Consider the following 23,693-nt stretch of genomic DNA (forward strand, 5'->3'; position numbering starts at 1 on the left):
CTCAGTTGATGATCAGCCGCGTGCCGGCGAGGCGATCGTGCAGAAATTGCCGGTCGCGGTCGAACAATGCCCAGAGGATGCCGGCGCCGCCGAGAACGATGCTCGGCCAGCACAATAGATAGCGCAGGAGCACCCGTGCCGGGCGGACGGGCAAGCCCTCACGGGTCACTAGCCGGATGCGCCAGGTTTTCATGGCCAGGGTTTGCCGCCCGTTGCTCCAGAACCAGAGAAAATAGATCAGCATCACGAGGAAGCAATGCGCCCAGCCAATGACCGGGGAAACCAGGCGGTGTGCGAAAGCGCCCAGGAGAACGTGCGGCAGAAGCACCAGCACGGCCAGTGCCGCAAACAGCAGCAGGGAGTCGTATGCCATGCTCAACAGACGACGCAGGATGCCCGGTGGTCGCCCGACGGCCTGCGCAGCAGCCAGCATTAGCGTCGGACTTCCGCCTCGCTGGCGGGCGGCGCAGCTGTGGTAGGCGTTGGCGGGAGAGTGACCGGCGGCTGCAGGGGGCTGGCTTCGACTGGCGGGGATGGGGTGCTGACGGGTGAGGGGGGGGCTGGCGTCGGCGCTGTGGTGCTGGCAGGTGTGGCGCTACCGGGTAAGCTCCCCGGTTTCGGGACCGACTTGCTAGCGGCTTGCTGCTTGAGTCTTTCCTTTTCTTCTTCGGGCAGACTGGAGTACTCCTCCCATTTCTGCCGGAGTTCCTGTTTCTGTTCGGCCGGAAGCTTGTTGGCGGTCATGAAGCGCGCGCGCGCGAGGCTGCGCTGCTCGGGTGTCAGTTTCGCCCAATCCTGCATCTGAACCTGGATTCGACGTTGCTCCTCCGGCGTCATGGTGGCAAAGCGGCGCGTGATCCCCAGCCATTTCTTCTGTTGACTGTACTCCATCGCGTCCCAGTTGTCGCTTAGCGGCGCGAGGATGACTTTTTGCGCGACCGGCAACTCGGTCCATTGTGGCTGGGGTGGGGTGACTATAGCCGTAGGGCTGGGTACGTCTGCCCACGCTGTAAGCACGACAAAGCCAGCGAGAATTACTGCGACGCCGAGCTTTTTAGCCATGCATCAAAGCCCTTGTCGGTGAATGCAGCGATTGGCAGATCGTCCGAGAGAAGCGCACTGTCGATGATCTCGAGTTCGGTGATGCTTTGGTCTGCATACCAGTAAGTGTAGCTGGTGATGCCGAGAACGACGATCAAGGCCAGCAACACCTGTTTGATGTGCAGGTTGTCGACCTGATGCTGTACAAAATTACCTACTCCAGCCAGTACCGATTGGTGTACCAAGACCTTTTGCTGCGACAGTGCTTGTTGCCTTGCACTTTCGAGTCGCTTGAGGGTTCCCGCGGGCAGTTCGTTGAGTCCGCGATTCAGGTGTTGTCTGATCTTGTAGGCAAAATGCAGTTCATTCATAAGGTGATTCCTCTTGCTTTCAGTGCAGCCGCCAGCGAGTGATTGGCACGCGAGCAGTGCGTCTTGACGCTGCCCTCCGAGCAGCCCATGGCTGAGGCCGTCTCGGCCACATCCATATCTTCCCAGTAACGCAGGAGGAAGGCTTCCCGTTGACGTGCAGGCAGTGATTCTATCTCTTCTTCAATTATCGCAAGGAGTTGCGTTTGCTGTAGTTGGCCGTCCGGTGTTTGCGGGCTATATGATCCCGATTCACCGCTGACAGTTTCAAGTGGATCGTAATCCTCGTCATCGCTGTGTGAAGAAAGCGACGAGAATAAGGTGGTCCACAGCGAGCGAACCTTGCTGCGCCGATAGTAGTCGCGAATCGTGTTCTGCAAGATGCGTTGAAAAAGCATCGGGAGTTCGGCCGGCGGGCGATCGCCATATTTTTCGGCAAGCTTCATCATCGCGTCCTGAACGATGTCGAGCGCTGATTCTTCATTATGCACTGCGAACATGGCCTGTTTGAAAGCACGACGTTCGATTGCAGTGAGGAAATCCGACAGTTCGCGTTGGCTGGCCAGAGCGAGAATCCTTGCTGTTGTTGGGTTGGAAACTGTTTCCGCAGGCGTCGGTTGTGGTGAATGCCTTGACCAATCGCGGCCAAAGCTTTAACGTGGCAGACTTTTTTCGAGCAATTTGCTTGCTGGGGCGACGGCAATGACGATGATGACCGGTGCAGAGATTGTAATCAGGTGCCTGCAGGAAGAAAAGGTCGAATATGTATTCGGCTATCCGGGTGGGGCGGTGCTTCACATTTATGATGCCCTGTTCAAGCAGGATCAGATCAAACATGTTCTGGTCCGCCACGAACAGGCAGCAGTACATGCGGCCGACGGTCTGGCACGGTCGTCACACAAGGTTGGCGTGGCGCTGGTGACCTCGGGTCCGGGCGCGACCAACGCCGTGACCGGTATTGCCACGGCCTATATGGATTCGGTGCCGCTGGTGGTGATTTCAGGGCAGGTGCCGAATGCCTATATCGGTCAGGACGCCTTCCAGGAGTGCGATACCGTCGGTATCACCCGACCTTGCGTGAAACACAACTTTCTGGTCAATGACGTGCACCAGCTGGCGGTGACGATAAAAAAGGCCTTTTATATTGCCAACAGTGGCCGTCCGGGTCCGGTAGTGGTGGATATTCCGAAGGACGTTACCGCAGCCAAGTGCAAGTTCGAGTATCCGGAGACGATCCAGATGCGGTCGTACAACCCGGTCATCAAGGGGCATCTGGGCCAGATCAAGAAAGCGGTTCACCTGTTGCTCGAAGCCAAGCGGCCGATGATCTACTCCGGCGGGGGCGTCATTCTCTCGAATGGTGCCGATCAATTGACCAGGCTTACCCGCCGCCTGGGTTTTCCGATCACCAATACCCTGATGGGCCTCGGCGCTTATCCGGGAACCGACCGGCAATTCTTGGGCATGCCCGGCATGCATGGCACCGTCGAGGCCAATCTGGCGATGCAGCACTGCGACGTGTTGCTGGCCATCGGCGCTCGTTTTGACGATCGGGTGATCGGCAATCCGGAGAATTTCTCTTCATTGCCGCGCAAGATCATCCACGTCGACATTGATCCCTCGTCGATCTCCAAACGCGTCAAAGTCGATGTGCCGATTGTCGGCAATGTCCCGGATGTTCTAGATGAAATGCTGAGGTTGCTGGATGCCGGGAATGCTAGTCCGGACGCTGGGGTACTGGCGGCATGGTGGCAGGAGATCGAGGAGTGGCGCACCAAGCAGTGCATGAATTACCGGATGAAGAAGAGCATCATCATGCCACAGTACGTCATGGAAAAGCTGTATGAGGTGACTGGGGGGAAGGCGATTGTGACTTCCGACGTCGGCCAGCATCAAATGTGGGCAGCACAATACTACAAGTTCGACGAGCCGCGGCGTTGGCTCAATTCGGGTGGTCTGGGCACCATGGGGGTTGGCCTGCCCTACGCCATGGGGGCGGCTCTGCAGCATCCGGAGATGACGATTGCCTGCGTCACCGGCGAGGGCTCGATCCAGATGTGTATCCAGGAGCTTTCAACCGCCAAGCAATTTCGTTTGCCGATCAAGATCATCAATCTCAACAACCGCTACCTGGGAATGGTTCGGCAGTGGCAGGAGATGTTCTACGGAAGTCGTTATGCGGAGTCGTACATGGATTCCTTGCCCGACTTCGTCAAGCTGGCTGAAGCCTATGGGCACGTCGGCATGCGCATCGAAAGGCCCGAAGACGTCGAGCCGGCACTGCGCAAGGCATTTATCGACCATAAGGACGATCTCGTATTCATGGATTTCATCACCGATCAGAAAGCCAATGTCTTTCCGATGGTGGCCGCCGGCAAAGGTCTTGCCGACATGATCCTGACTGAAGACCTGTAAGGGAAAGGCAAGATGCGACACATTATTTCAATCCTGCTGGAGAATGAAGCTGGTGCACTGTCGCGGGTGGCTGGTCTGTTCTCTGCGCGCGCTTACAATATCGAGACCTTGACAGTTGCGCCAACCGAAGACACCTCGCTGTCACGGTTGACCATCGTCACTTCGGGTACCGACGCTGTGATCGAGCAGATCACCAAGCAACTGAACAAACTGATCGATGTCATCAAGGTCGTCGATCTCTCCGAGGCTGCCCACATCGAGCGGGAACTGATGCTCATCAAGGTGCGTGCCACGGGCAAGGACCGCGAGGAACTGAAGCGTCTGACCGACATCTTCCGAGGTCACATCATCGACGTCACCGAATCGACCTACGTGGTCGAGCTGACAGCCAGTGGCGCGAAACTCGACTCGTTCATACAGGCGGTCGATGCTGGGTTGATTCTCGAGACGGTACGTACCGGCGTGTGCGGCATCGGTCGTGGCGAACGCATTCTAAAAGTCTAATCAGATCGAACTGCAGGATAGAAGGAAATTTCATGAAAGTTTATTACGACAAGGACGCCGACCTCTCCCTGATCAAGGGCAAGAAAGTCACCATAGTTGGCTACGGATCCCAGGGCCATGCGCACGCGCAGAATCTGAGCGATTCCGGCGTCAAGGTAACGGTCGGTTTGCGCAAGGAGGGTTCTTCCTGGAGCAAGGCCGAGAATGCCGGCTTGAAGGTGGAGGAGGTGGCCCGGGCCGTCAGGGGGGCCGATGTGGTGATGATGCTACTCCCTGATGAGACCATTCCGCAGGTATATCATGCGGATGTGGCGCCGAACATGAAGAAGGGTGCTGCCTTGGCCTTTGCCCACGGCTTCAATGTACATTACAATCAGGTGGTGCCACGTGACGATGTGGATGTCATCATGGTTGCCCCAAAGGGGCCGGGGCATACGGTACGCTCGGAGTATCTCAAAGGTGGTGGCGTGCCGTCGCTGATCGCTGTACACCAGGATCGTAGCGGGAAGGCCAAGGATATCGCGCTTTCCTATGCCGCAGCGAATGGCGGAACGAAGGGCGGGGTGATCGAGACCAACTTCCGTGAAGAGACTGAAACCGACCTCTTCGGAGAGCAGACCGTGCTTTGCGGTGGACTCGTCGAGCTGGCCAAGATGGGCTTCGAGACGCTGGTCGAGGCGGGTTACGCACCCGAAATGGCGTACTTCGAGTGCCTGCATGAGCTCAAGCTCATCGTCGACCTGATGTATGAAGGCGGCATTGCCAACATGAACTACTCGATTTCGAACAATGCCGAATATGGCGAGTACGTGACCGGGCCGGAAGTGATCAACGAAAACTCGCGTACTGCCATGCGTGCGGCGCTCAAACGGATTCAGAACGGCGATTACGCAAAGATGTTCGTCCTCGAAGGGCGAACCAACTATCCGGCGATGACTGCGCGGCGCCGTCTGATGGCACAGCATGAGATCGAGACCGTTGGCGCCAGGCTGCGCGACATGATGCCCTGGATCAAGAAGAACCGGCTGGTGGATCAGAGCAAGAACTGATCGATTTCATGGCTTGCGGAGTGGAAGGCAGTCAAGCTGCCTTCCGCCTTCTTGGTTCCTGCCCGTTTTCACTTCATAGCGCAATGCCCGAAATCAAGCCTCGCAAGACCTTGTTCAACCCCGAATTGCGGCGTCGAGGCATTTATGTATTGCCGAACCTGTTTACCACGGCGGCACTGTTCGGAGGTTTTTTCGCCATCGTGCAGGCGATGAAGGGCAGCTTTGAACTGGCTGCGGTGGGTATTTTCGTGGCTATGGTGCTTGATGGCCTCGATGGGCGGGTGGCGCGTATGACGCGCACGCAAAGTGCGTTCGGGGCGGAGTACGATTCGCTGTCCGATATGGTCTCGTTCGGTGTCGCCCCAGCGCTGGTGACTTACGCGTGGACGCTCAAGGACATGGGTCGACTCGGCTGGATTGCAGCCTTCATCTACTGCGTTGGCGCCGCGCTCAGGCTGGCGCGCTTCAATACGACGCTGGAAGTGATCGATCGGCGTTATTTCCAGGGCTTGCCAAGTCCGGCCGCCGCGGCTCTGGTGACCGGATTTTTCTGGGTGATGATCGACAAGCAGATTGCCGCTGCTGACGTGCGCTGGCTGGCCTGTGGGCTGGTGATTTTTGCCGGAATCTCGATGGTATCCAATGTCCGCTTCTACAGTTTCAAGGACGTCAACCTGCGGCGCAGCGTACCGTTCATCTTTGTTGTCGCTATTGCGCTTGGCTTTGCCGTGCTCTCCTACGATACGCCGGTTGCCCTATTTGGTCTTTTCGTTGCGTATGCTCTCTCGGGGTACGTCCTGGCGCTGATGCAACTGCTCCGGCGCAAGTCATCGCCGCCGCCAGTGGCTTAGCTCGGCATCGCTCGTCTTACGACGCGAAGCATCTCGCAATTTCGGTCGGTGACCCAGCCAGGGTAGCCGTTGCAGGGTAGTTCATCCTTATCTCCGGAGTCAGCACATGAAAGAGCACTTGGTAATTTTTGATACCACACTGCGCGACGGCGAACAGAGCCCAGGCGCTTCAATGACCAAGGAAGAGAAGCTGCGCGTCGCGCGCCAGCTTGAGCGCATGCAGGTTGACGTGATCGAGGCAGGTTTTGCGGCAGCTTCACCCGGAGACTTCGATGCCATCCAGTCGATTGCAAAAGTCATCAAGGGGTCAACGATCTGCTCCCTGGCCCGTTCCAACGAGAATGACATCCGTCGTGCCGGCGAGGCGATTGCGCCGGCAGCGCGGGGACGTATTCATACGTTCATCGCTACCAGCCCGATCCACATGGAGAAAAAATTGCGCATGACGCCAGACCAAGTGGTCGAGGCGGCCGTGCGAGCCGTGCACTGGGCGCGCGAATATACGGACGATGTCGAGTTCTCGGCTGAGGACGCAGTGCGTTCGGAGGTCGATTTCCTCTGTCAAGTTTTTGCGGCGGCCATCGACGCGGGCGCTACTACCATCAATGTTCCCGACACCGTTGGCTACAGCGTTCCCTCTGTGTGGGGCGATCTGATGCGCACCCTGATCGAGCGCGTAGCGGGGGCAAACCGGGTGGTGTGGTCTACCCATTGCCATAACGATCTGGGTATGGCGGTCGCCAATTCGCTATCGGCGGTGTTGGCCGGTGCCCGTCAGGTCGAATGTACGATCAACGGCCTGGGGGAGCGGGCAGGCAACGCCTCGCTCGAAGAAGTAGTGATGGCGGTGCGTACCCGCAGTGACCTGTTTCCGGTACAAACGCGTATCGATACCACGCAAATCGTTCCTGCATCAAAGTTAGTCTCTCAGATTACAGGCTATCCGGTGCAGCCCAACAAGGCCGTCGTTGGCGCCAACGCGTTTGCGCACGAATCCGGAATTCACCAGGATGGCGTTCTCAAACATCGCGAGACCTACGAAATCATGCGTGCCGAGGACGTAGGCTGGGCTCAGAACAAGCTGGTGCTTGGCAAGCACTCGGGACGCAATGCTTTCAAGTCCCGCCTGTTGGAGCTGGGTGTCGTTCTTGACGGGGAGGAGGCGCTGAATGTCGCTTTTGCCAGGTTCAAGGAACTGGCCGACAAAAAGCACGAAATTTTCGACGAAGACCTGCAGGCACTGGTTTCGGATGAAGACCCGACGCTTGATGGCGAATATTATAAGTTGGTATATTCACGGGTTTGTTCGGAAACCGGCGAAACGCCCGCAGCGGATGTCACCCTGACGGTCGGTGGTGTCGAGAAGAAGGCATCGGGGATGGGCAGCGGTCCAGTCGACGCCGCATTCAAGGCGATCGAATCGATCGCTAGCAGCGGCGCAGAATTGCTGCTTTATTCGGTCAATGCGATTACCACGGGTACCGACGCACAGGGCGAGGTCACCGTTCGTTTGGCAAAGGCAGGCCGCATTGTCAATGGCAATGGTGCCGATACCGACATCGTCATTGCTTCGGCGAAGGCCTATCTCAATGCCTTGAACAAACTGCAGTGTCCCGATCGGTTGGACCCGCAGGGCGACGTCTGACGGCCAGCGTGGGGCGGGCGTGGTTCAGCGTGCCGAGGGGCGGGTCAGTCTGGCACAGGCAACGCTGGCGCCAAAGAAGATCAGCGCCAGGATGACTTCGGCAATCGCCAGCCACTGCCCGGTACCCTGTTCGGTGGTGGCGCGCACGATGCCCTCAGTAAAATAGAGCAGGATCAGCATTGATGCCCACTGGTATGTGTAGCGGCGACCGTGCAGTATACCGAACAGCGGCGCTAGCAGCGGCAGGCACTTCAGGGCTAGCCAGGAACCGCCAGGCTGGACCGGTGCGAGGCGCAACTCCCATGCGAGACACAAAAAAATCAGTGCAATCAGGCTGCTGCATGCCATCAGGTAGAGACCGCGGCGCATCAGGTGTCAAGCTTCAGGGCGATGGTCGCGAGTCTTCGCCCCTGCGCGAAAGCGAGACGCCGTTCTTCATCACTGAGTGTCGGGTTGCCTTCACCACCAGCGACATGGCTGGCGCCATAAGGAGTCCCGCCACTGCGGGTGGTGGAAAGTGCCATCTCGGTATAAGGCAGGCCGATAAGCAGCATGCCGTGATGAAGGAGCGGCAACATCATCGACAGCAGCGTACTCTCCTGTCCGCCATGCTGACTGGCGGTAGAGGTGAACACGCAGGCTGGTTTTCCGGCCAGTGTTCCGGCAGACCATTCGGCCGCGGTACTGTCCCAAAAGTACTTCATTGGTGCAGCCATGTTCCCGAAGCGGGTTGGGCTGCCGAGCGCCAGCCCAATGCATTCCGTAAGATCGGCAGCTTCGACATAGGGCGCGCCGGCAGCAGGCACTGTCGGCGCGCTGGAGCTGCACTCCGACGAGACCTTGGGGACGGTGCGCAGACGCGCCGTTGCGCGCCCGGTTGACTCGATGCCGCGGGCAATCTGCTGAGCAATGGCGCGCACTGAACCGCGATGGCTGTAGTAAAGAACGAGAATCTCAGACATCACTCTATTTTATAACCACCTTATGTTTCTCTCTCATTTTCCTTGGCATCGTTTTGCGGCGCGCGTCCTGCATCGCTTTGTCGAGGAGAACTTCGATCAGATCAGCGCCAGTCTTGCCTTTACCACGCTGCTTTCATTGGTGCCGCTGGTCGCGGTTGTCCTGAGCATTGTCGCGCTTGTTCCCTTTTTCCCGAGCATGGTTGAGCAGCTGGAGCTTTCTCTGGCCCGCAGCCTGCTGCCGGAGCGCGGCGCCGGGATGATCATCGCTTACATCCTCGAGTTTTCCCAGAAGGCAGCCGAGGTCACTGCGATTGGTTCGCTGGCTTTGGTGGCGACTGTCCTGATGCTGTTGCTGACCATTGAGCGCGCCTTCAATCACGTCTGGTCGGTGCGGGAGACGCGCCCCTGGTGGCGGCGCCTGCGTTTGTTTGCCGCCTTGGTTGCCTTGTGGCCGGTGGTGATTGGTGGCGTGCTGCTGGCCACCTCTTATGCCGTCACCACTTCGCTTGGCGTTTTGGACGAGCTGCCGTGGGTCAGACAAATCCTGTTCAAGGCACTGGGGTTGGTGATTGCAAGCTTGTTTCTTGGCGGGCTTTACCATGTACTTCCCAATACTCGGGTGGCGACGCGCGACGCAGCATGGGCCGGTTTACTTGCCGCGCTGGGCTTCCTGCTGCTGCAAAAGGGATTCGAGCTGTACCTATCAAACTTTCCAACCTACACTGCTGTCTACGGTACCTTTGCGACGCTACCAATGTTCCTCTTGTGGCTCTATCTGTCGTGGGCGGTGGTGCTGCTGGGTGCGCTGGTTGCGGCAACCCTGCCCGAGTTCAGGGATACTGGAAATCGTCATTTGCCTCCCTAACGGCCAAGACTTTGCCAGGTATCCCCCGATCACAGAAGTCATGACCGTTTCCTTCCTTGCATGTTGCATTCCGGCGTACCCGCCTGAATCGCTCGATGGGCCCGTAGCAGTGCTCCGCAAAACCCCGCCTTTGCTCTGGCAAGTGGGGGAAGGGTAGCCGTGAGTCACTGACGCGACTTTCACATTAAAACGGGTTTTGTACAGATTCGATCGACATGATCTCGACGCTGCCGGTTTGTTCTTCAATGCCGGTCCTGCTGACTTCACGCACACTGATGTTGTTGCCCTCGATCAGCAGAAGCAGTTTATCGCGCTCCTTCGGCAAGGCTCCCGTGGCGACCACTAGCGACTGACCAGAACGAAGCTTCGGGATTTCCGGCAGAATAAGTACTCGCAGATACTCGGTGCCCGTGTCATGGGAAGGCTGGGCGAGAATGGCCGGGACTGCCTTGGGCGCGAGAATCTGCAAACCGAGTTCAAGATGCTCGGGGTTCTCCGACAAAGCCCAGCGGACCAGGCAGATCTGCCAGTTCTGGTCAAAGTCTGTGCGAATCGCGACCACATTCCCAACCGATAATACCCCGGTGTTGCCGGTGACATGCATCACGGCATAGCCCTCGGGACTTTCATTGGTCACCATCCATGTCGATACGTTGACACTTGCCGGATCTTCTTTCTTGCCGATATGCCACAGTCCATCAATGCCTGTACCGAGGAGTGCGCGGTGGTTCTGTCTGCGGCGAATATAGCGGCGTTTTCCCAGGTCGCTCCAGCGAGTTGCGAGGCGACCAAGAACACCGCGTCCGGCTGACGTGCCTGCAAAGTCCGGCAGGTTCAGTTCTGATGCAGAGGTACCCGCATCGAGTTGGGCGATTTGAGCCCTGAGCAGCAAGCACAGGCGCACGCACGAAAAACATTCAAGCGGAGCTGCTGGTCGAGAGAGGTTGCGTAAGGCAGAACATGCGGCTACGTCGCGCGCGGGATCAATCCAGAAAGTTGCCGGAGTAGCGGACACAGCCGTGGAGATCGGTTCAACCTGGTCGGCAAAGCGTTCAAAGTAGTCAGCAAGGAACAGGACTTCCTGTGGCGTTAGTGACGCGGGCTGAGCACAGCCGAGCAGGACTGCCGAATAGTAGACATCCTGCAGCTTGCGTGAGGCGCCTCTCGGGACTGCTGTATCCACCTGCAGACGTCGCACCCTTGCATAGGTCTGATGCAGTTGTTGCCAGGAGCCGGTGGGGGCTGGACAGGCAATCAAGTGACTAATCAATAGCTGTTGTGAAAGGGCTTGCAGACTCCGCCAAAGTGCCAGTTCAGGTGGCCGGGCAAGGAAGGGTTCTTCCAGCAGTGCCAGCATATCGTCAGCGATCATTTGCAGAAGGTTCAGAACGCCATTGACGATGCGGCGTGTCTTGCGTGGTACAGGGAGCACCAGGTCACGGGTGAGCGACGGGAGCAGGCGGGTGATGACCGTCATGCCGCGTTTGTACAGGCGGTCAAGCGCATGAGCGCGTTGTACAGGTGTGACTCTGACCTCGCGTAAGGCCTGCAGATGGGATCGCAACATCGGCAGTTCGTCGACAGGCTGCGGTGCCGCTGGCGACGTGAGCCACTGGAGAATGCTTCGTATGTCGATCTGATGCACGGCATTGCGAACTGTGCCAGAAGTGTTAAAAGCAGTTTCGGTCATCAGCAATCTGCCAAAGGAGTTGGAGTTTGCATCATTGATGCTGTCAGCCTTGTCATGGCCCGCTCTGTAGAGGCACAGGGCAGCTACCGCGAAGCTCCAAAGCATCTCATAAAATCAGTATCTTGTGTCACCACGGTGGTTACGCGGATTATACCTGCGAGTACAAACTGGTGGGCAAGCGAAGTTTCTGTTGCCGTGGATTCCGGCACCTGGCGGATATCTGTCCTCGTGATCGCGAGACGCCGCCAATCTACGCATCTATTCTTGCTTTCTTGCTATAATTCCATCTTTTTCCTGGATTTGGAAGAGATTGACATGGTTGTTATTCGCCTAGCCCGTGGTGGTGCCAAAAAGCGCCCCTTTTACAATATGGTGGTCGCTGATTCGCGCGCTCGCCGCGATGGTCGCTTCATCGAGCGCATCGGTTTCTACAACCCGCAGGCTGCAGGCAATGAGCAGGGACTGCATATTGCGACTGATCGCCTCAGTTACTGGCAGCAGCAGGGTGCCCAGGCTTCTCCGACAGTTGCTCGCCTGCTCAAGCAATCGATCAAGGTGGCAGCAGCCTGAACCCTGGCTGTTCTTGCGTGTTCGATACGAGCGGAGTGCTTGCCCAGGAATCCCCGCCTGCCGACATCATTGTCCTCGGCAAGATTGTCTCTGCCTGCGGGCTGCAGGGCAGGATGCGCGTGCACCCGTTTGCCGACGATCCGCTGAGCTGGTCGCGACTGACTCACTGGTGGGTTGGTCGGGAGGAAGATGCACTCAATCTGTGGCGCCAGACTAAACTGCTCAGTTGCCAGCTTCGCAACGGTCTGCTGCTTGCCAAGCTCGCATGCGTGGCTGATCGTACCGCCGCTGAAGCAATCAGCGGTGCTCTGGTGGGCGTACCACGCGCAGCCTTGCCGCCGACGGCAACCGACGAATACTATTGGGCCGACCTCATCGGGCTGTCCGTACGTAATACTCGCGATCAATCGCTGGGTCGGATTCTCGGTTTGATCGAAACGCCGGCCAACACCGTGCTGCGGGTTGGAGATGGCGAGAGTGGCGAAAGACTTTTGCCTTTCGTGGCTGCAATCGTGCTGGATGTGGACATCTCCGGGCGATGGGTTCGCGTTGACTGGGAAAAGGATTGGTGATTCCATCAGAGGTGAGGTCGTTGATTGTTGATGTCGTGACCTTGTTTCCCGAAATGTTTGCCGTGCTCACGCAGTCAGGGGTGACGCGCAGGGCGCTGGAAACCGGGCGCTGGAGCCTGGGCTTGTGGAATCCGCGTGATTTCACTTGCGACCGGCACCGTAGCGTTGATGATCGTCCGTATGGTGGCGGACCGGGGATGGTAATGATGCCAGCGCCCATGGAAGCGGCCATCGAGGCGGCACGTGCGCGGCAGCAGGTGCTGGGTGTGCCTGCCAGCCGCGTCATCTGCCTGTCGCCGCAGGGCGCGCTGTTGACTCATGCGCGGGTGCTGCGAATGGCACAGGCCGGTGAAGGACTGCTGTTGGTTTGCGGGCGCTATGAAGGAATTGACGAACGGGTCATCGCGCGCTGTGTTGACGAGGAAATTTCCATCGGAGATTTCGTCCTCTCGGGGGGTGAAATCCCGGCGATGGTGCTGCTGGACGCAGTCGTCAGGCAGTTGCCGGGGGTACTGAACGACGCCGAGTCGGCACAACAGGATTCGTTTGTGGAGGGCTTGCTGGATTGCCCGCACTATACGCGGCCGGAGGAATACGCCGGGCTGCGGGTGCCGGAGGTGCTGCTCTCTGGGCACCACGAGGAAATACGACGATGGCGCCTACAACAGGCGCTGGGTCGGACGTGGCAGCGACGTCCCGAGTTGTTGGCGGGGCGCACGTTGTCAAAATCGGAAACGCAACTCCTGGTGAAGTTTCAGGAGCAATGCGGTCAGGACAATAAGTAATTTGCTGGCATGGAGTTCAACAATGAATCTGATCGAGCAACTTGAGCAGGAAGAAATCGCCCGTCTGGGCAAGGTCATACCGCCGTTTGCACCAGGCGACACAGTCGTCGTCCAGGTGAAGGTGAAGGAAGGGGCTCGCGAGCGCCTGCAGGCTTACGAAGGCGTGGTGATCGCCAAGCGCAACCGCGGCCTCAATTCCAGTTTCATCGTCCGCAAGGTCTCGTCCGGCGAGGGTGTCGAACGTACCTTTCAGACCTATTCGCCGCTGGTAGCGGCGATTGAAGTGAAACGTCGCGGTGACGTACGGCGTGCCAAGCTCTACTATCTGCGCGAGCGTTCAGGCAAGTCGGCGCGGATCAAGGAAAAACTGGTCCGTCGGCAGCGCTGAACCCCGACCATTCGGCTGAAACGCGACCAAGTCGGGAGAAACTTGGTCGCGATTTTCGGGGACAGCCTCAAGCGGGAGCCGGAGGAGTCCGCTTGTCGTTTCCGATCAGCGCATAAGCCGAGTGATTGTGGATTGATTCGAAGTTTTCGGACTCGATCACGTAGGCATCGATACGTCGCTCGGCATTGAGACGTGCCGCCACATCGCGCACCATATCTTCGACGAACTTCGGATTGTCGTAGGCTCGCTCGGTGACGTATTTTTCGTCAGGGCGTTTGAGAAGGCCATACAGATCACAGGAGGCCTCCGCTTCGACGAAGCGAACCAGTTCTTCGATCCACAGATGATCGTTGATCCGGACGGTGACGGTGACATGGGAGCGCTGGTTGTGAGCGCCTCGCTCGGAAATCTGTTTTGAACACGGGCAGAGGCTGGCAACGGGAACAGTGACCTTGATAGTAGACTCGATGCGGCCGTGGCAGATCTCGCCAATCAGCGTCACGTCGTAATCCATCAGGCTCTGTACTTCGGATACCGGCGCCGTCTTGTTGATGAAGTACGGAAAGCTCATTTCGATATGACCGGTTTCGGCTTCCAGCCGGTTGACCATTTCACGCAGCATGGCCGGGAAATTCTCGACCGAAATTTCACGTTCGTGGCTGTTGAGAATTTCCACGAAACGTGACATGTGGGTGCCCTTGAAGTTGTGCGGCAGGCCGACATACATGTTGAAGATGGCGATCGTATGCTGGATGCCGCCAGATTTGTCGAGTACCTTGACCGGGTGACGGATGGCCTTGATTCCCACTTTGTTGATAGCGATCTGTCGTGTATCTGTCGAGCCCTGGACGTCGACCATGACGGCAGGGCTGCGCGAGGTTTCGGGTGCGTTCATTGCTGCTCCAGGTAGTTATTTTTGGGTGGCGGCATCGATTCGCCCGAATCCGCCACGCTGCTGTTTTGGCGTGCGCGTACTGCACGGACAATTCCTTCGCGGTCCAGTCCGATTTCGGTCAGCAGCAGTGCTTGATCTCCGTGTTCGATGAAATGGTCGGGGATTCCCAGCCTCAACAGGCGAGCCGAACTGGCGATGTCTTCGAGGACCCGTTCGACCTCGGTGCCTGCACCACCAATCACGGCATTCTCTTCGACGCTGACCAGCAGAGAATGTTCCGCAGCCAGCGCAATGATCAGCTCGCGGTCGATCGGTTTGACAAAGCGCATGTTGGCGACGCTGGCATCGAGCTCTTCGGCGGCAGCGAGAGCCGGCGTCAGCATGCTGCCAAAGGCGAGCAGCGCAACTCCGCTACCGCGACGGCGGATTTCGCCCTTGCCCACCGGTAGTCCGACGAGTTCCTGGTCGATGGCCACGCCGGTACCGCTGCCGCGCGGGTAGCGAACTGCACTGGGACCGTCGAGGCGGTAGGCGGTGGTCAGCATCTTGCGACACTCGTTCTCGTCGGACGGAGTCATCACCACCATATTGGGAATACAGCTCAGGAACGAGAGGTCGAAAGCGCCATGGTGGGTGGGGCCATCGGCGCCGACCAGGCCGCCGCGGTCAAGTGCGAAGACCACCGGTAGATTCTGTAGCGCCACATCATGTACCAGTTGATCGTAGCCGCGCTGCAGGAAGGTCGAGTAGATCGCCAGTACCGGCCGCAACCCCTCGCAAGCCAGGCCGGCAGCAAAGGTGACGGCATGCTGCTCGGCAATCCCAACATCATAATAGCGATCCGGGTAGCGTTGGCTGAAGCGCAGCAGGCCGGATCCTTCGCGCATGGCAGGGGTGATGCCGACGAGTTTCGGGTCAGCCGCCGCCATGTCGCAGAGCCAGTCGCCAAAAATCTGTGTGTAACTGGGCTTGGCCCCGCTCGGACTGCCGGCGATGCCGACCTCGGGCTGAAACTTCGAGACCCCGTGGTAGAGAATCGGGTCAACCTCTGCCAGCTTGTAACCCTGCCCCTTCTTGGTGATCACATGCAGGAACTGCGGTCCCTTCAGATTTTTCAGGTTCTGCAGGGTAGGGACCAGCGATTCAAGGTCGTGGCCGTCGATCGGGCCAATATAGTTGAATCCCATTTCCTCGAACAGGGTCCCAGGAGTCAGCATGCCCTTGACGTGCTCCTCGGCGCGTTTGGCGAATTCCCGCAGCGAGGGCGAAAAGTCGAGAATCTTCTCGCCTGCCTTGCGCGCGGCATTGAAGCTGCCCCCGGAGAAGAGCCGCGCCAGGTAGCGGTTGAGGGCACCCACCGCAGGTGATATCGACATGTCGTTATCGTTGAGCACGACGAGCATGTCGGCGTCCGCCACGCCGGCATTGTTCAATGCTTCAAAAGCCTGGCCGGCGGACATTGCACCATCACCGATGATCGCCACGACCTTGCGCGGCTCGCCCTTGATCTTGGCGGCCAGCGCCATGCCGAGCGCAGCCGAGATCGAGGTGGATGAATGACCGACGCCGAAAGTGTCGTATCTGCTTTCGCTGCGCTTCGGAAAACCCGAAATGCCGCCGTGCATCCGCAGCCTGGCCATGCCGGTGCGCCGACCGGTGAGCACCTTGTGCGGGTAAGTCTGGTGACCAACGTCCCACACCAGGCGATCGTGCGGGGTGTCGAAAACATGGTGCAGGGCGACCGTGAGTTCGACCGTGCCGAGGTTCGAAGAAAGATGCCCGCCGGTCTTGGCTACCGATTCCACTAGGAAGCTGCGCAACTCGTTGGCGAGTTGCGGCAGTTGCTTGCGCTCAAGTTTGCGCACCTGTGCAGGATCGCAGATGGTGTCGAGTAGAGGGTAACGAGTCATGGGTCATCCTGCTGAAGCGCGCGGTGGCGGCCAGAAGTGGGTCTTAGAACTTGCGCTGAGTGATGAAATCGGTCAGTTCAACCAGCCGCCGAGCGCGCACATCGAAAATGACAAGGGTTTCGATTGCCTGTTCCCTGAGATCGGCAGAAAATTTACGTGCGCGGTCGAGTCCCAGCAGGGTGACATAGGTTGGTTTTTCGGCGGCTGCATCCTTGCCCGCCGTCTTGCCCAGCGTCGCCGTGCTGGCCGTGCAGTCGAGGATGTCGTCGACGACCTGGAACAGCAAGCCGGCGCGCTTGGCAAAGCGATCCAGCGAAACACGTTCAGCAACCGTCAGTGCCTTGCCGCACAGTCCACCGAGCAGCACGGCGGCACGAATCAGGGCACCCGTCTTGAGCGCATGCATCAATTCGAGTTCGGGTTGATTGAGTCGCTTGCCGACTGCCTCGAGGTCGATCGATTGCCCGCCAGCCATGCCACAGGAACCGCTGGCGCGCGCCAGCAGGTGCAGCATTTCCAGTTGCCGACGGGGGTCACCAAAATCCTCGCGCGCCAACAGTTCGAAAGCTAGTGACTGCAGGCTGTCGCCAACCAGCAGAGCGGTTGCCTGGTCGTACTCGACATGGCAGGTCGGTCGGCCGCGCCGCAGCACGTCATCGTCCATGCACGGCAGGTCGTCATGCACCAGCGAGTAGCTATGGATCAGCTCGACGGCGCAGGCGGCGATTGCCAATTGCTCTGTCGCAGCGTCGGTCAATTCGCCGGCAGCGAACACCAGCAATGGGCGCACCCGCTTGCCGCCATTCAGGGTAGCGTAGCGCATGGCTTGGTGCAAACGGCCTGGAATGGCCTCGCTGGGTGGCATGCAGTGGGCAAGCGTTGCTTCCAGTCGATCCTGGACACTGAACATCCAGTCCGGAAAGGACAGCCGGTGGGGATTGGCAGGCTGTAAGGAAAGTGTGCTCATCGCGCCTCTCCGCCTTCCGATTTGAAATCGCGCAGCGTGCCATTCTCGAGAATCTGGATCTGGCGTTCGGCATCGCTGAGTTGTTGCTGGCAGTGCTGGAGCAGCTCACTACCGCGTCGATATGCAGCCAGCGATTCTTCGAGCGGCAGGCGGCCTCCCTCCATATTCTGAACGATCTGTTCGAGTTCGGCGAGTGCTGCTTCGAATTTCAGTTCACCAACAGCTGCGCCCACCTTGCCGGAGGTGGCATTGTCTGCAGGGTGCCCGGAATTTGGTTGTGGCATCGGAAACGCTCGGCTCAAACTGGCGAAAATAGCCTATTAGTGGGCTTCTGGTCAAATGAAAACGATGCCTCCATGCTTCCCGTGAATGATTGACAACGCGATTTTGTCATCTGTCGAGTAAAATTGCAGCTTTATCCCTGCCAAACCAATTCCAATGCGTACTACACGGTTTTTTCTGTCCACGCTCAAAGAAGCCCCCTCTGACGCCGAAGTCATCAGCCACCAGCTGATGCTGCGCGCCGGGATGATCAAACGGCTGGCGGCTGGGATCTATACCTGGATGCCGATCGGGTTGCGCGTGCTGCGCAAGGTCGAGAAGATCATCCGCGAGGAGATGAATGACGCGGGGGCAATCGAGCTGTCGATGCCGGCAGTGCAGCCAGCGGAACTGTGGCAGGAATCCGGGCGCTGGGAGAAATATGGCCCTGAACTGCTGCGCTGCAAGGATCGGCACCAGCGCGATTTCGTCATTGGTCCAACGCACGAAGAGGTAATCACCGATGTCGTGCGCAGAGAGGTGAAGAGCTATCGCCAGTTGCCCGTGCACTTCTACCAGATACAAATCAAGTTTCGCGACGAAATCCGGCCGCGTTTCGGGATCATGCGCGGTCGCGAATTTCTGATGAAGGACGGATACTCGTTCCATAGCAGCTTCGATGACCTGCAGCGCGAATACCGAAACATATTCGACACCTATACGCGGATATTCACTCGTCTCGGACTGAAGTTTCGTGCCGTTGCCGCCGACACTGGTTCGATCGGCGGCACCGGATCGCATGAGTTTCACGTTCTGGCGGATTCCGGCGAGGACGCACTGGCGTATTGTCCGGATTCGGATTTTGCTGCCAACGTCGAGCTGGCCGAGGCCCTGGCTCCGCCGGATGGGCGATCCGCAGCAACTGTCGACCTGCAGAGGGTTGCTACACCAGACCGTATCCGTTGCGAGGATGTCGCCGCATTCCTCGACATTCCGGTGACCAGGACGGTCAAGGCCATCGCCATCATGTTGAATGACGCGGCAGCAGGATCAGCGCGGTTGGCGCTGATCCTACTGCGCGGTGACCACCAGTTGAACGAACTCAAGGCCCAGAAGACCATCGGCGAGTTCCGTTTCGCGCGCGAAGACGAGATTGCCGCAGTGCTCGGCAGTCCGCCTGGCTACATTGGTCCTGTCGGTATTGCCAACATACCGGTATTCGCCGATCGCAGTGTGGCGGTGATGAGCGACTTCGTTTGCGGCGCCAATGCGAAGGGTTTCCATCTTGTCGGCGTCAACTTCGTTCGCGATCTGGACGAGCCGACGCTGGTTGACGATTTCCGGAATGTCGTCGCCGGCGACCGGTCGCCGGATGGCCGGGGTACGCTCGAATTGTGTCGTGGCATTGAAGTGGGGCATATCTTCCAGTTGCGCAGCAAGTACGCCGAGGCACTCAAATGTAGCTTTCTCGACGAAAGTGGTCAGGGCCAGGTCATGGAAATGGGTTGTTACGGCATTGGCGTGACCCGCGTCGTTGGTGCGGCCATCGAACAGGGGCATGATCAACGCGGCATCATCCTCCCGGCGGCGATCGCGCCGTTCCAGGTGTGCATCGTTCCCATGGCTTACGCCAAGAGCGATACGGTACGGGCAGCAGCCGATGCCTTGTACGCCGAACTGATGCACGCCGGTATCGACGTTCTGCTTGACGACCGCAACGAGCGTCCGGGTGTGATGTTCGCCGAAATGGAGCTGGTCGGCATCCCGCACCGTGTGGTGGTCAGTGAACGCGGACTTGCGGCAGGAAAGTTTGAATACAAGGGCCGGGTCGACGCCGAATCACAGATTCTGCCGATGACCGAGATCTGCCAGTTCCTGAAGAACCGTCTGTGCGCTGCATAACGGTACTGTTCGTGCTCCTGTTGCCAATGGCGGTACACGCCGGCGCGCAGAAGTATGAACCCCTTTCGGCGAGTGTGCAGTCGGCTCTGTCTAGAACGGTTTCGGATCGGGCGCCACCAAGGAGCTCGTTTCAGGATGCGATGGAGGCGATCGACTGGCTGACCGAGATGTCACGCCGGCTTGAGAAGCGCATTCCTGACCGTGAAGCCCGTTTCGAATTCCTGCGCTCGGTGCACTACGAGGCGATGCGTGCAGGCCTTGATCCTCAACTGGTGCTGGGTCTGATCCAGGTCGAAAGCGGTTTCAAGAAATATGCGGTATCAAGCGCCGGCGCGCGGGGCTTTATGCAGGTAATGCCATTCTGGATCAAGCTCGTCGGAACCAGCGATGACAACCTCTTTCATTTGCGCACCAATCTTCGTTACGGCTGCACCATCCTTCGCCACTATCTCGACATCGAGCGTGGCGACCTCTACCGCGCGCTGGGCCGTTACAATGGCAGCCTTGGCCAGCCCGCATACCCGAACATGGTACGCATGGCCTGGCAGAATCAATGGTCCTATACGAAGAGCAAGCTGGCACTGCGTTGACCGGGCGGAACCAACCGGTACGCGGCATCATCGCATCCCCGGCAGCATCCCCTTGATACCACGCATCAACTGCGCCATGCCCCCTCTGGAGAACTGCTTCATCATTTTCTGTGCCTGTTCGAATTGTTTGAGCAGACGGTTGACCTCCTGCACCTGAACTCCGGCACCCATGGCAATGCGGCGCTTGCGCGTAGCCTTGAGCAACTCGGGTCGGCTGCGCTCGGCGGGAGTCATCGAATTGATAATGCCTTCGATCCTTGCGACCGCCTTTTCCTCGCTGCCTGCGGGTAGCTGACCGGCTCCCTGTGAGAATTGCGCCGGCAGCTTCTCGATCATCGAAGACAGACCTCCCATCTTGCGCATCTGGCCGATCTGGTCTTTGAAGTCATTGAGATCAAAGCCCTTGCCCGATTTCAGCTTCTTCGCGAACTCAAGCGCCTTTTCTTCGTCGATGCCCTTCTGCGCATCCTCGATCAGCGATAGCACGTCGCCCATACCGAGGATTCGCGACGCCATCCGCTCCGGGTGAAAGGCTTCGAGGCCCGTCAATTTTTCGCCGATCCCGGCAAACTTGATCGGTTGGCCGGTGACGTGCCGAACCGAAAGAGCGGCACCCCCACGCGCGTCGCCATCGAGCTTGGTGAGGATGACGCCAGTCAGCGGTAGTGCATCACTGAACGCTCGCGCGGTATGGATGGCATCCTGACCGAGCATCGCATCGACCACGAAAAGAGTCTCGATGGGCCTTATGGCGGCGTGAATATCGGCAATTTCCTTCATCATCGCCTCGTCGATTGCCAGCCGACCTGCGGTATCCACGAGCAGGACATCGTGGTAGTGCCGCTTTGCCCAGTCGACCGCCTGGCGTGCGATATCGACCGGCTGGTCGGTCGTCGCCGAAGGAAAGAAATCGGCACCCGCCTGTGACGCAACCGTTTTCAACTGTTCGATTGCCGCCGGGCGGTAGACGTCGCAGGAAACCACGAGCACCTTTTTTCTTTGCGTCTCGCGCAACATCCTGGCGAGTTTGCCGACCGTGGTGGTCTTGCCGGAACCCTGCAGGCCGGCCATCAGAACGATTGCAGGTGGCTGCGTGGCCAGATTCAGCCCTTTATGAGCCTCGCCCATGAGCTGGGTAAGTTCGCGATGAACAACTCCGACCAGTGCCTGTCCCGGGCTCAGAGAGCCGATCACTTCCTCGCCAACCGCCTTTTCCCGAACGGCGGCGATCAGAGCCTTGACCGCGGGCAAAGCGACATCAGCTTCGAGCAAGGCGAGGCGTACCTCACGCAAGGCATCGGCAATGTTGGATTCGGTCAGGCGTGCTTCGCCACGCAAGGTCTTCATGACGCGGGCAAGGCGTTGGGTCAGGTTGTCGAGCATTTGGATTCCAGCTTGGTGTAGACTTCAAGAATGTCAGACATTCTACTTCAGCTTCTGCCGCACGTCCTTGCAGCGCTGCTCTACGCTGCTCTTGGCATTCATTTCTGGCAGACGCGCTGGCGCGAAAGCAAGCAGCCGCGGCTTACCCTGCCGATGCAACCTTGGGAGCGCGCAGCCATCTTCGGCGCTTTGGTGGCGCAGGGCATTGGCCTTTACTCAGGCCTGTTCAGTGCCGGTGGCATGCGCTTCTCATTCAGTTTTGCGCTCTCCCTGATGCTCTGGCTGGCGGTCCTTATCTACTGGCTGGAGAGTTTTCGCGCACGCATGGATGGCCTGCAGCCGATGGTCCTGCCGCTCGCGGCGCTCGCGGCCCTGGCCCCAGCGCTGTTTCCGCAATTGCGTGAGGTGGCCAATGCCAATGCCTGGGGCTTTCAACTTCATTTTCTGACGGCAATGCTCGCCTACAGTCTATTCACGCTGTCCGCACTGCATGCCGTGTTCATGGGTTTCGCCGAACGTAAGCTGCACCAACGGGCGGTCACCAGAAGCCTGAGCAGTTTGCCGCCGATTCTGACCATGGAAGCGCTGTTGTTTCGCATGATTCTCGTCGCCTTCTGCTTGCTCACGGCCGCGCTGGTCAGCGGGGTCATGTTTTCCGAAGCGATATTTGGCAAGGCCATGGTTCTCGATCACAAGACTCTGTTTGCCTTTGCCTCGTGGGGAATCTTTGCTGCCTTGCTGGTCGGGCGTCGCGTTTATGGCTGGCGCGGTCGTGTCGCACTGCGCTGGACTCTGGCAGGATTCATGGTACTGTTCCTTGCGTACATCGGCAGCCGCTTTGTAGCCGAGGTCCTGCTCGGTCGACTATGAATCTGTTGCGTAGGCGATGGCGGAGGAGTTGCGAGAGCTGGCTCTTTCGCCGTTGAAGGCCAGGCGGGCGACCGTCTCTGACCGCTGCTCTGAGAGTATCCGCGAATATTCCTTTCCAAGAGAAACCTGAGGAGCAAGAGCATGGACAAGCCAGCTAACCCGGTGGGATGGTTCGAAATCTACGTTTCCGACATGGCGCGTGCGCGCGTCTTCTATACGACCGTCTTCGGGCGCGAACTGATGGCACTGCCGGAAATCGGAGATGGTGGCGAGATGTACGCCTTTTCCTGGATTGAAAGTGCAGGGGGTGCAGCCGGTGCGTTGGTCCGGAACCCCATGGCCAATCCGGGAAAAGGCGGTACGATGGTGTATTTTTCCTGTCACGATGTCTCGGACGAATCTGCTCGTGCCGTGCAGGCTGGTGGTCGCCTCATCCAGCCGAAGATGCCGATCGGACAGTATGGCCATATTGCCTTGATCGAAGACAGCGAAGGCAACATGATCGGTCTGCATTCACTGCAATAGAGCGGTTTCGCACAACGCGAGCGCAGCCAAAGACTGCGCCTGCTCCGCAGGTATTCTCACCTGACCGTTGCTACGTCGGCGACGGCCTCCCAGCTTGGCATAGAAGCCAACAGCGTCGCCACTACGAAGGGTCAGACAGGTTCAGCGTGGAATGACGCGAGCGTTCTCGCCGCTGCCTTCAACATACACCCGCTGACCCTGGCGAAGGCCCGGATTGCTCGGCTGTGTCACAGAAATCAGCACGCCGTTGGCCACCCGGACAATGATTTGCTGGCCCTGGACAGGCTGTTCGTACTTTTTCTGGACTTCGTTGCCGACGAACGCGCCGCCGATGGTACCGAGCACCATGGCCACATCGCGACCGCTGCCGGCACCAATCAGGCTGCCGATCCCGAGGCCGGCCACGCCGCCGACAATGGCGCCAACCCCCATATGGTGATTGCTCGGCAACTGCACCAGGGTGATCTGTTCGATCACACCGTTACGGATTTCCATGGGCTGGTCCGCCTGCATCCCGGGTCCAACGCAGGCGGTCAGGAACAAGGCGAGGGCGAAGGCTGACAGGAACGACGAGACTTTTTGAAACATGTTGGATTTCCTTAGGTGATCTCCGCCAATCCTTCTACCAAGCAAGCCGGTCGGATCAAGATGTCCCACTTGGGTAGAAGCGGGTTTCGTTCCAGTC

The 23,693-nt window shown here is 58.6% G+C and carries 27 protein-coding genes; 14 read left to right on the forward strand and 13 right to left on the reverse strand.

Annotated features, from left to right (window positions below):
* Position 1 precedes the first annotated feature (1 nt).
* Genes AW06_RS03570 through AW06_RS03585 form a run of 4 tightly spaced genes read right to left on the reverse strand, consistent with a single transcriptional unit; the run spans position 2 to position 1,975 of the window.
* Entirely contained in the window at positions 2-433 is a 432-nt protein-coding gene (locus AW06_RS03570; RefSeq protein ID WP_034945708.1) for an RDD family protein, read from the reverse strand.
* Positions 433-1,062, reverse strand: a complete 630-nt coding sequence (locus AW06_RS03575; protein WP_138677448.1) for a DUF3106 domain-containing protein — start codon at positions 1,060-1,062, stop codon at positions 433-435. Before AW06_RS03575 ends, AW06_RS03570 begins: the two co-directional genes overlap by 1 nt.
* Positions 1,035-1,412: a DUF3619 family protein gene (locus AW06_RS03580; protein ID WP_034945710.1), complete on the reverse strand. Its 378-nt coding sequence runs from the start codon at positions 1,410-1,412 to the stop codon at positions 1,035-1,037. The genes AW06_RS03575 and AW06_RS03580 overlap by 28 nt, the downstream gene beginning before the upstream one ends.
* Complete coding sequence (locus tag AW06_RS03585) at positions 1,409-1,975, reverse strand: RNA polymerase sigma factor (protein ID WP_034945712.1); 567 nt, start codon at positions 1,973-1,975, stop codon at positions 1,409-1,411. The genes AW06_RS03580 and AW06_RS03585 overlap by 4 nt, the downstream gene beginning before the upstream one ends.
* A gap of 136 nt (positions 1,976-2,111) precedes the next feature.
* Here AW06_RS03585 and ilvB point away from each other — a divergent pair, with 136 nt between their 5' ends.
* From ilvB to AW06_RS03610, 5 genes are all read left to right on the forward strand, one after another.
* Positions 2,112-3,824 carry a biosynthetic-type acetolactate synthase large subunit gene (gene ilvB / locus AW06_RS03590; RefSeq protein ID WP_138677450.1) on the forward strand — a complete coding sequence of 571 codons (1,713 nt, stop codon included), beginning with the start codon at positions 2,112-2,114 and terminating at the stop codon, positions 3,822-3,824.
* A 12-nt stretch (positions 3,825-3,836) separates the two neighbouring features.
* The gene (ilvN, locus tag AW06_RS03595) at positions 3,837-4,328 is read left to right on the forward strand and encodes an acetolactate synthase small subunit (RefSeq protein ID WP_034945714.1); all 492 of its coding nucleotides are present in this window, start codon (positions 3,837-3,839) and stop codon (positions 4,326-4,328) included.
* Between the two features lie 32 nt (positions 4,329-4,360).
* Entirely contained in the window at positions 4,361-5,377 is a 1,017-nt protein-coding gene (gene ilvC, locus AW06_RS03600) for a ketol-acid reductoisomerase (protein WP_034945716.1), read from the forward strand.
* 83 nt (positions 5,378-5,460) lie between these two features.
* Entirely contained in the window at positions 5,461-6,228 is a 768-nt protein-coding gene (gene pssA / locus AW06_RS03605) for a CDP-diacylglycerol--serine O-phosphatidyltransferase (RefSeq protein ID WP_046535156.1), read from the forward strand.
* Positions 6,229-6,334: 106 nt separating this feature from the next.
* Complete coding sequence (locus AW06_RS03610) at positions 6,335-7,873, forward strand: 2-isopropylmalate synthase (protein ID WP_034945719.1); 1,539 nt, start codon at positions 6,335-6,337, stop codon at positions 7,871-7,873.
* Positions 7,874-7,897: 24 nt separating this feature from the next.
* Here AW06_RS03610 and AW06_RS03615 read toward each other — a convergent pair whose 3' ends face one another.
* Both AW06_RS03615 and wrbA read right to left on the reverse strand, forming a co-directional pair.
* The gene (locus AW06_RS03615; RefSeq protein ID WP_034945721.1) at positions 7,898-8,242 is read right to left on the reverse strand and encodes a DUF2069 domain-containing protein; all 345 of its coding nucleotides are present in this window, start codon (positions 8,240-8,242) and stop codon (positions 7,898-7,900) included.
* Positions 8,242-8,835 carry an NAD(P)H:quinone oxidoreductase gene (gene wrbA / locus AW06_RS03620; RefSeq protein WP_034945723.1) on the reverse strand — a complete coding sequence of 198 codons (594 nt, stop codon included), beginning with the start codon at positions 8,833-8,835 and terminating at the stop codon, positions 8,242-8,244. The genes AW06_RS03615 and wrbA overlap by 1 nt, the downstream gene beginning before the upstream one ends.
* Positions 8,836-8,857: 22 nt before the next feature.
* Here wrbA and AW06_RS03625 point away from each other — a divergent pair, with 22 nt between their 5' ends.
* Positions 8,858-9,700 carry a YihY family inner membrane protein gene (locus AW06_RS03625; protein ID WP_138677453.1) on the forward strand — a complete coding sequence of 281 codons (843 nt, stop codon included), beginning with the start codon at positions 8,858-8,860 and terminating at the stop codon, positions 9,698-9,700.
* A gap of 184 nt (positions 9,701-9,884) precedes the next feature.
* Here the strand turns inward: AW06_RS03625 and AW06_RS03630 are convergent, their stop codons facing one another.
* Positions 9,885-11,390, reverse strand: a complete 1,506-nt coding sequence (locus tag AW06_RS03630; protein WP_273704350.1) for a hypothetical protein — start codon at positions 11,388-11,390, stop codon at positions 9,885-9,887.
* A 315-nt stretch (positions 11,391-11,705) separates the two neighbouring features.
* On the opposite strand from AW06_RS03630, the gene rpsP reads away from it, so the two are divergent.
* Genes rpsP through rplS form a run of 4 tightly spaced genes read left to right on the forward strand, consistent with a single transcriptional unit; the run spans position 11,706 to position 13,705 of the window.
* Positions 11,706-11,960 (forward strand): 30S ribosomal protein S16, encoded by a 255-nt coding sequence (rpsP, locus tag AW06_RS03635; RefSeq protein WP_034945726.1) that lies wholly within the window; start codon positions 11,706-11,708, stop codon positions 11,958-11,960.
* Between the two features lie 17 nt (positions 11,961-11,977).
* A complete protein-coding gene (rimM, locus tag AW06_RS03640; RefSeq protein WP_273704351.1) occupies positions 11,978-12,532 on the forward strand; it encodes a ribosome maturation factor RimM in 555 nt (184 codons plus the stop codon).
* 20 nt (positions 12,533-12,552) lie between these two features.
* Positions 12,553-13,317, forward strand: a complete 765-nt coding sequence (gene trmD / locus AW06_RS03645) for a tRNA (guanosine(37)-N1)-methyltransferase TrmD (RefSeq protein WP_273704352.1) — start codon at positions 12,553-12,555, stop codon at positions 13,315-13,317.
* A gap of 22 nt (positions 13,318-13,339) precedes the next feature.
* Positions 13,340-13,705: a 50S ribosomal protein L19 gene (gene rplS / locus AW06_RS03650; protein WP_034918938.1), complete on the forward strand. Its 366-nt coding sequence runs from the start codon at positions 13,340-13,342 to the stop codon at positions 13,703-13,705.
* Positions 13,706-13,772: 67 nt separating this feature from the next.
* On the opposite strand, the gene folE2 is transcribed toward rplS, so the two are convergent.
* Genes folE2 through AW06_RS03670 form a run of 4 tightly spaced genes read right to left on the reverse strand, consistent with a single transcriptional unit; the run spans position 13,773 to position 17,761 of the window.
* Entirely contained in the window at positions 13,773-14,600 is an 828-nt protein-coding gene (gene folE2, locus AW06_RS03655) for a GTP cyclohydrolase FolE2 (RefSeq protein WP_034945728.1), read from the reverse strand.
* Positions 14,597-16,510 carry a 1-deoxy-D-xylulose-5-phosphate synthase gene (gene dxs / locus AW06_RS03660; RefSeq protein ID WP_034945730.1) on the reverse strand — a complete coding sequence of 638 codons (1,914 nt, stop codon included), beginning with the start codon at positions 16,508-16,510 and terminating at the stop codon, positions 14,597-14,599. Before dxs ends, folE2 begins: the two co-directional genes overlap by 4 nt.
* Positions 16,511-16,553: 43 nt before the next feature.
* Positions 16,554-17,477, reverse strand: a complete 924-nt coding sequence (locus tag AW06_RS03665; protein WP_046535153.1) for a polyprenyl synthetase family protein — start codon at positions 17,475-17,477, stop codon at positions 16,554-16,556.
* Positions 17,474-17,761 carry an exodeoxyribonuclease VII small subunit gene (locus AW06_RS03670; RefSeq protein WP_138677456.1) on the reverse strand — a complete coding sequence of 96 codons (288 nt, stop codon included), beginning with the start codon at positions 17,759-17,761 and terminating at the stop codon, positions 17,474-17,476. Before AW06_RS03670 ends, AW06_RS03665 begins: the two co-directional genes overlap by 4 nt.
* Before the next feature lie 154 nt (positions 17,762-17,915).
* On the opposite strand from AW06_RS03670, the gene AW06_RS03675 reads away from it, so the two are divergent.
* Positions 17,916-19,640, forward strand: coding sequence for a proline--tRNA ligase (locus AW06_RS03675; RefSeq protein WP_034945732.1), 1,725 nt, complete (start codon positions 17,916-17,918; stop codon positions 19,638-19,640).
* Positions 19,641-19,666: 26 nt separating this feature from the next.
* A complete protein-coding gene (locus AW06_RS03680; protein ID WP_138677462.1) occupies positions 19,667-20,230 on the forward strand; it encodes a lytic transglycosylase domain-containing protein in 564 nt (187 codons plus the stop codon).
* Between the two features lie 27 nt (positions 20,231-20,257).
* Here the strand turns inward: AW06_RS03680 and ffh are convergent, their stop codons facing one another.
* A complete protein-coding gene (gene ffh, locus AW06_RS03685; protein ID WP_034945736.1) occupies positions 20,258-21,613 on the reverse strand; it encodes a signal recognition particle protein in 1,356 nt (451 codons plus the stop codon).
* A 30-nt stretch (positions 21,614-21,643) separates the two neighbouring features.
* Here ffh and ccsA point away from each other — a divergent pair, with 30 nt between their 5' ends.
* Positions 21,644-22,483: a cytochrome c biogenesis protein CcsA gene (gene ccsA / locus AW06_RS03690; RefSeq protein WP_034945738.1), complete on the forward strand. Its 840-nt coding sequence runs from the start codon at positions 21,644-21,646 to the stop codon at positions 22,481-22,483.
* Positions 22,484-22,624: 141 nt separating this feature from the next.
* Positions 22,625-23,008: a VOC family protein gene (locus AW06_RS03695; protein WP_034945740.1), complete on the forward strand. Its 384-nt coding sequence runs from the start codon at positions 22,625-22,627 to the stop codon at positions 23,006-23,008.
* A 141-nt stretch (positions 23,009-23,149) separates the two neighbouring features.
* Here AW06_RS03695 and AW06_RS03700 read toward each other — a convergent pair whose 3' ends face one another.
* Positions 23,150-23,596: a glycine zipper 2TM domain-containing protein gene (locus AW06_RS03700; RefSeq protein ID WP_034945742.1), complete on the reverse strand. Its 447-nt coding sequence runs from the start codon at positions 23,594-23,596 to the stop codon at positions 23,150-23,152.
* Positions 23,597-23,693 lie beyond the last annotated feature (97 nt).

This window comes from Candidatus Accumulibacter cognatus (assembly GCF_000584975.1).
Classification (GTDB): Bacteria; Pseudomonadota; Gammaproteobacteria; order Burkholderiales; family Rhodocyclaceae; genus Accumulibacter; species Accumulibacter cognatus.

What these genes read in the sequence shown, in the direction of transcription:
- rpsP (WP_034945726.1), top strand. Translation starts at nt 11,706, where the DNA reads ATGGTTGTTATTCGCCTAGCCCGTGGTGGTGCCAAAAAGCGCCCCTTT.
- AW06_RS03630 (WP_273704350.1), bottom strand. Translation starts at nt 11,390, where the DNA reads ATGACCGAAACTGCTTTTAACACTTCTGGCACAGTTCGCAATGCCGTG.
- AW06_RS03625 (WP_138677453.1), top strand. Translation starts at nt 8,858, where the DNA reads ATGTTTCTCTCTCATTTTCCTTGGCATCGTTTTGCGGCGCGCGTCCTG.
- folE2 (WP_034945728.1), bottom strand. Translation starts at nt 14,600, where the DNA reads ATGAACGCACCCGAAACCTCGCGCAGCCCTGCCGTCATGGTCGACGTC.
- AW06_RS03575 (WP_138677448.1), bottom strand. Translation starts at nt 1,062, where the DNA reads ATGGCTAAAAAGCTCGGCGTCGCAGTAATTCTCGCTGGCTTTGTCGTG.
- ilvC (WP_034945716.1), top strand. Translation starts at nt 4,361, where the DNA reads ATGAAAGTTTATTACGACAAGGACGCCGACCTCTCCCTGATCAAGGGC.
- AW06_RS03610 (WP_034945719.1), top strand. Translation starts at nt 6,335, where the DNA reads ATGAAAGAGCACTTGGTAATTTTTGATACCACACTGCGCGACGGCGAA.
- ilvN (WP_034945714.1), top strand. Translation starts at nt 3,837, where the DNA reads ATGCGACACATTATTTCAATCCTGCTGGAGAATGAAGCTGGTGCACTG.
- ilvB (WP_138677450.1), top strand. Translation starts at nt 2,112, where the DNA reads ATGACGATGATGACCGGTGCAGAGATTGTAATCAGGTGCCTGCAGGAA.
- rplS (WP_034918938.1), top strand. Translation starts at nt 13,340, where the DNA reads ATGAATCTGATCGAGCAACTTGAGCAGGAAGAAATCGCCCGTCTGGGC.
- ffh (WP_034945736.1), bottom strand. Translation starts at nt 21,613, where the DNA reads ATGCTCGACAACCTGACCCAACGCCTTGCCCGCGTCATGAAGACCTTG.
- AW06_RS03700 (WP_034945742.1), bottom strand. Translation starts at nt 23,596, where the DNA reads ATGTTTCAAAAAGTCTCGTCGTTCCTGTCAGCCTTCGCCCTCGCCTTG.
- AW06_RS03570 (WP_034945708.1), bottom strand. Translation starts at nt 433, where the DNA reads ATGCTGGCTGCTGCGCAGGCCGTCGGGCGACCACCGGGCATCCTGCGT.
- AW06_RS03665 (WP_046535153.1), bottom strand. Translation starts at nt 17,477, where the DNA reads ATGAGCACACTTTCCTTACAGCCTGCCAATCCCCACCGGCTGTCCTTT.
- AW06_RS03675 (WP_034945732.1), top strand. Translation starts at nt 17,916, where the DNA reads ATGCGTACTACACGGTTTTTTCTGTCCACGCTCAAAGAAGCCCCCTCT.
- wrbA (WP_034945723.1), bottom strand. Translation starts at nt 8,835, where the DNA reads ATGTCTGAGATTCTCGTTCTTTACTACAGCCATCGCGGTTCAGTGCGC.
- pssA (WP_046535156.1), top strand. Translation starts at nt 5,461, where the DNA reads ATGCCCGAAATCAAGCCTCGCAAGACCTTGTTCAACCCCGAATTGCGG.
- AW06_RS03695 (WP_034945740.1), top strand. Translation starts at nt 22,625, where the DNA reads ATGGACAAGCCAGCTAACCCGGTGGGATGGTTCGAAATCTACGTTTCC.
- AW06_RS03680 (WP_138677462.1), top strand. Translation starts at nt 19,667, where the DNA reads ATGGCGGTACACGCCGGCGCGCAGAAGTATGAACCCCTTTCGGCGAGT.
- ccsA (WP_034945738.1), top strand. Translation starts at nt 21,644, where the DNA reads ATGTCAGACATTCTACTTCAGCTTCTGCCGCACGTCCTTGCAGCGCTG.
- dxs (WP_034945730.1), bottom strand. Translation starts at nt 16,510, where the DNA reads ATGACTCGTTACCCTCTACTCGACACCATCTGCGATCCTGCACAGGTG.
- AW06_RS03670 (WP_138677456.1), bottom strand. Translation starts at nt 17,761, where the DNA reads ATGCCACAACCAAATTCCGGGCACCCTGCAGACAATGCCACCTCCGGC.
- AW06_RS03615 (WP_034945721.1), bottom strand. Translation starts at nt 8,242, where the DNA reads ATGCGCCGCGGTCTCTACCTGATGGCATGCAGCAGCCTGATTGCACTG.
- AW06_RS03580 (WP_034945710.1), bottom strand. Translation starts at nt 1,412, where the DNA reads ATGAATGAACTGCATTTTGCCTACAAGATCAGACAACACCTGAATCGC.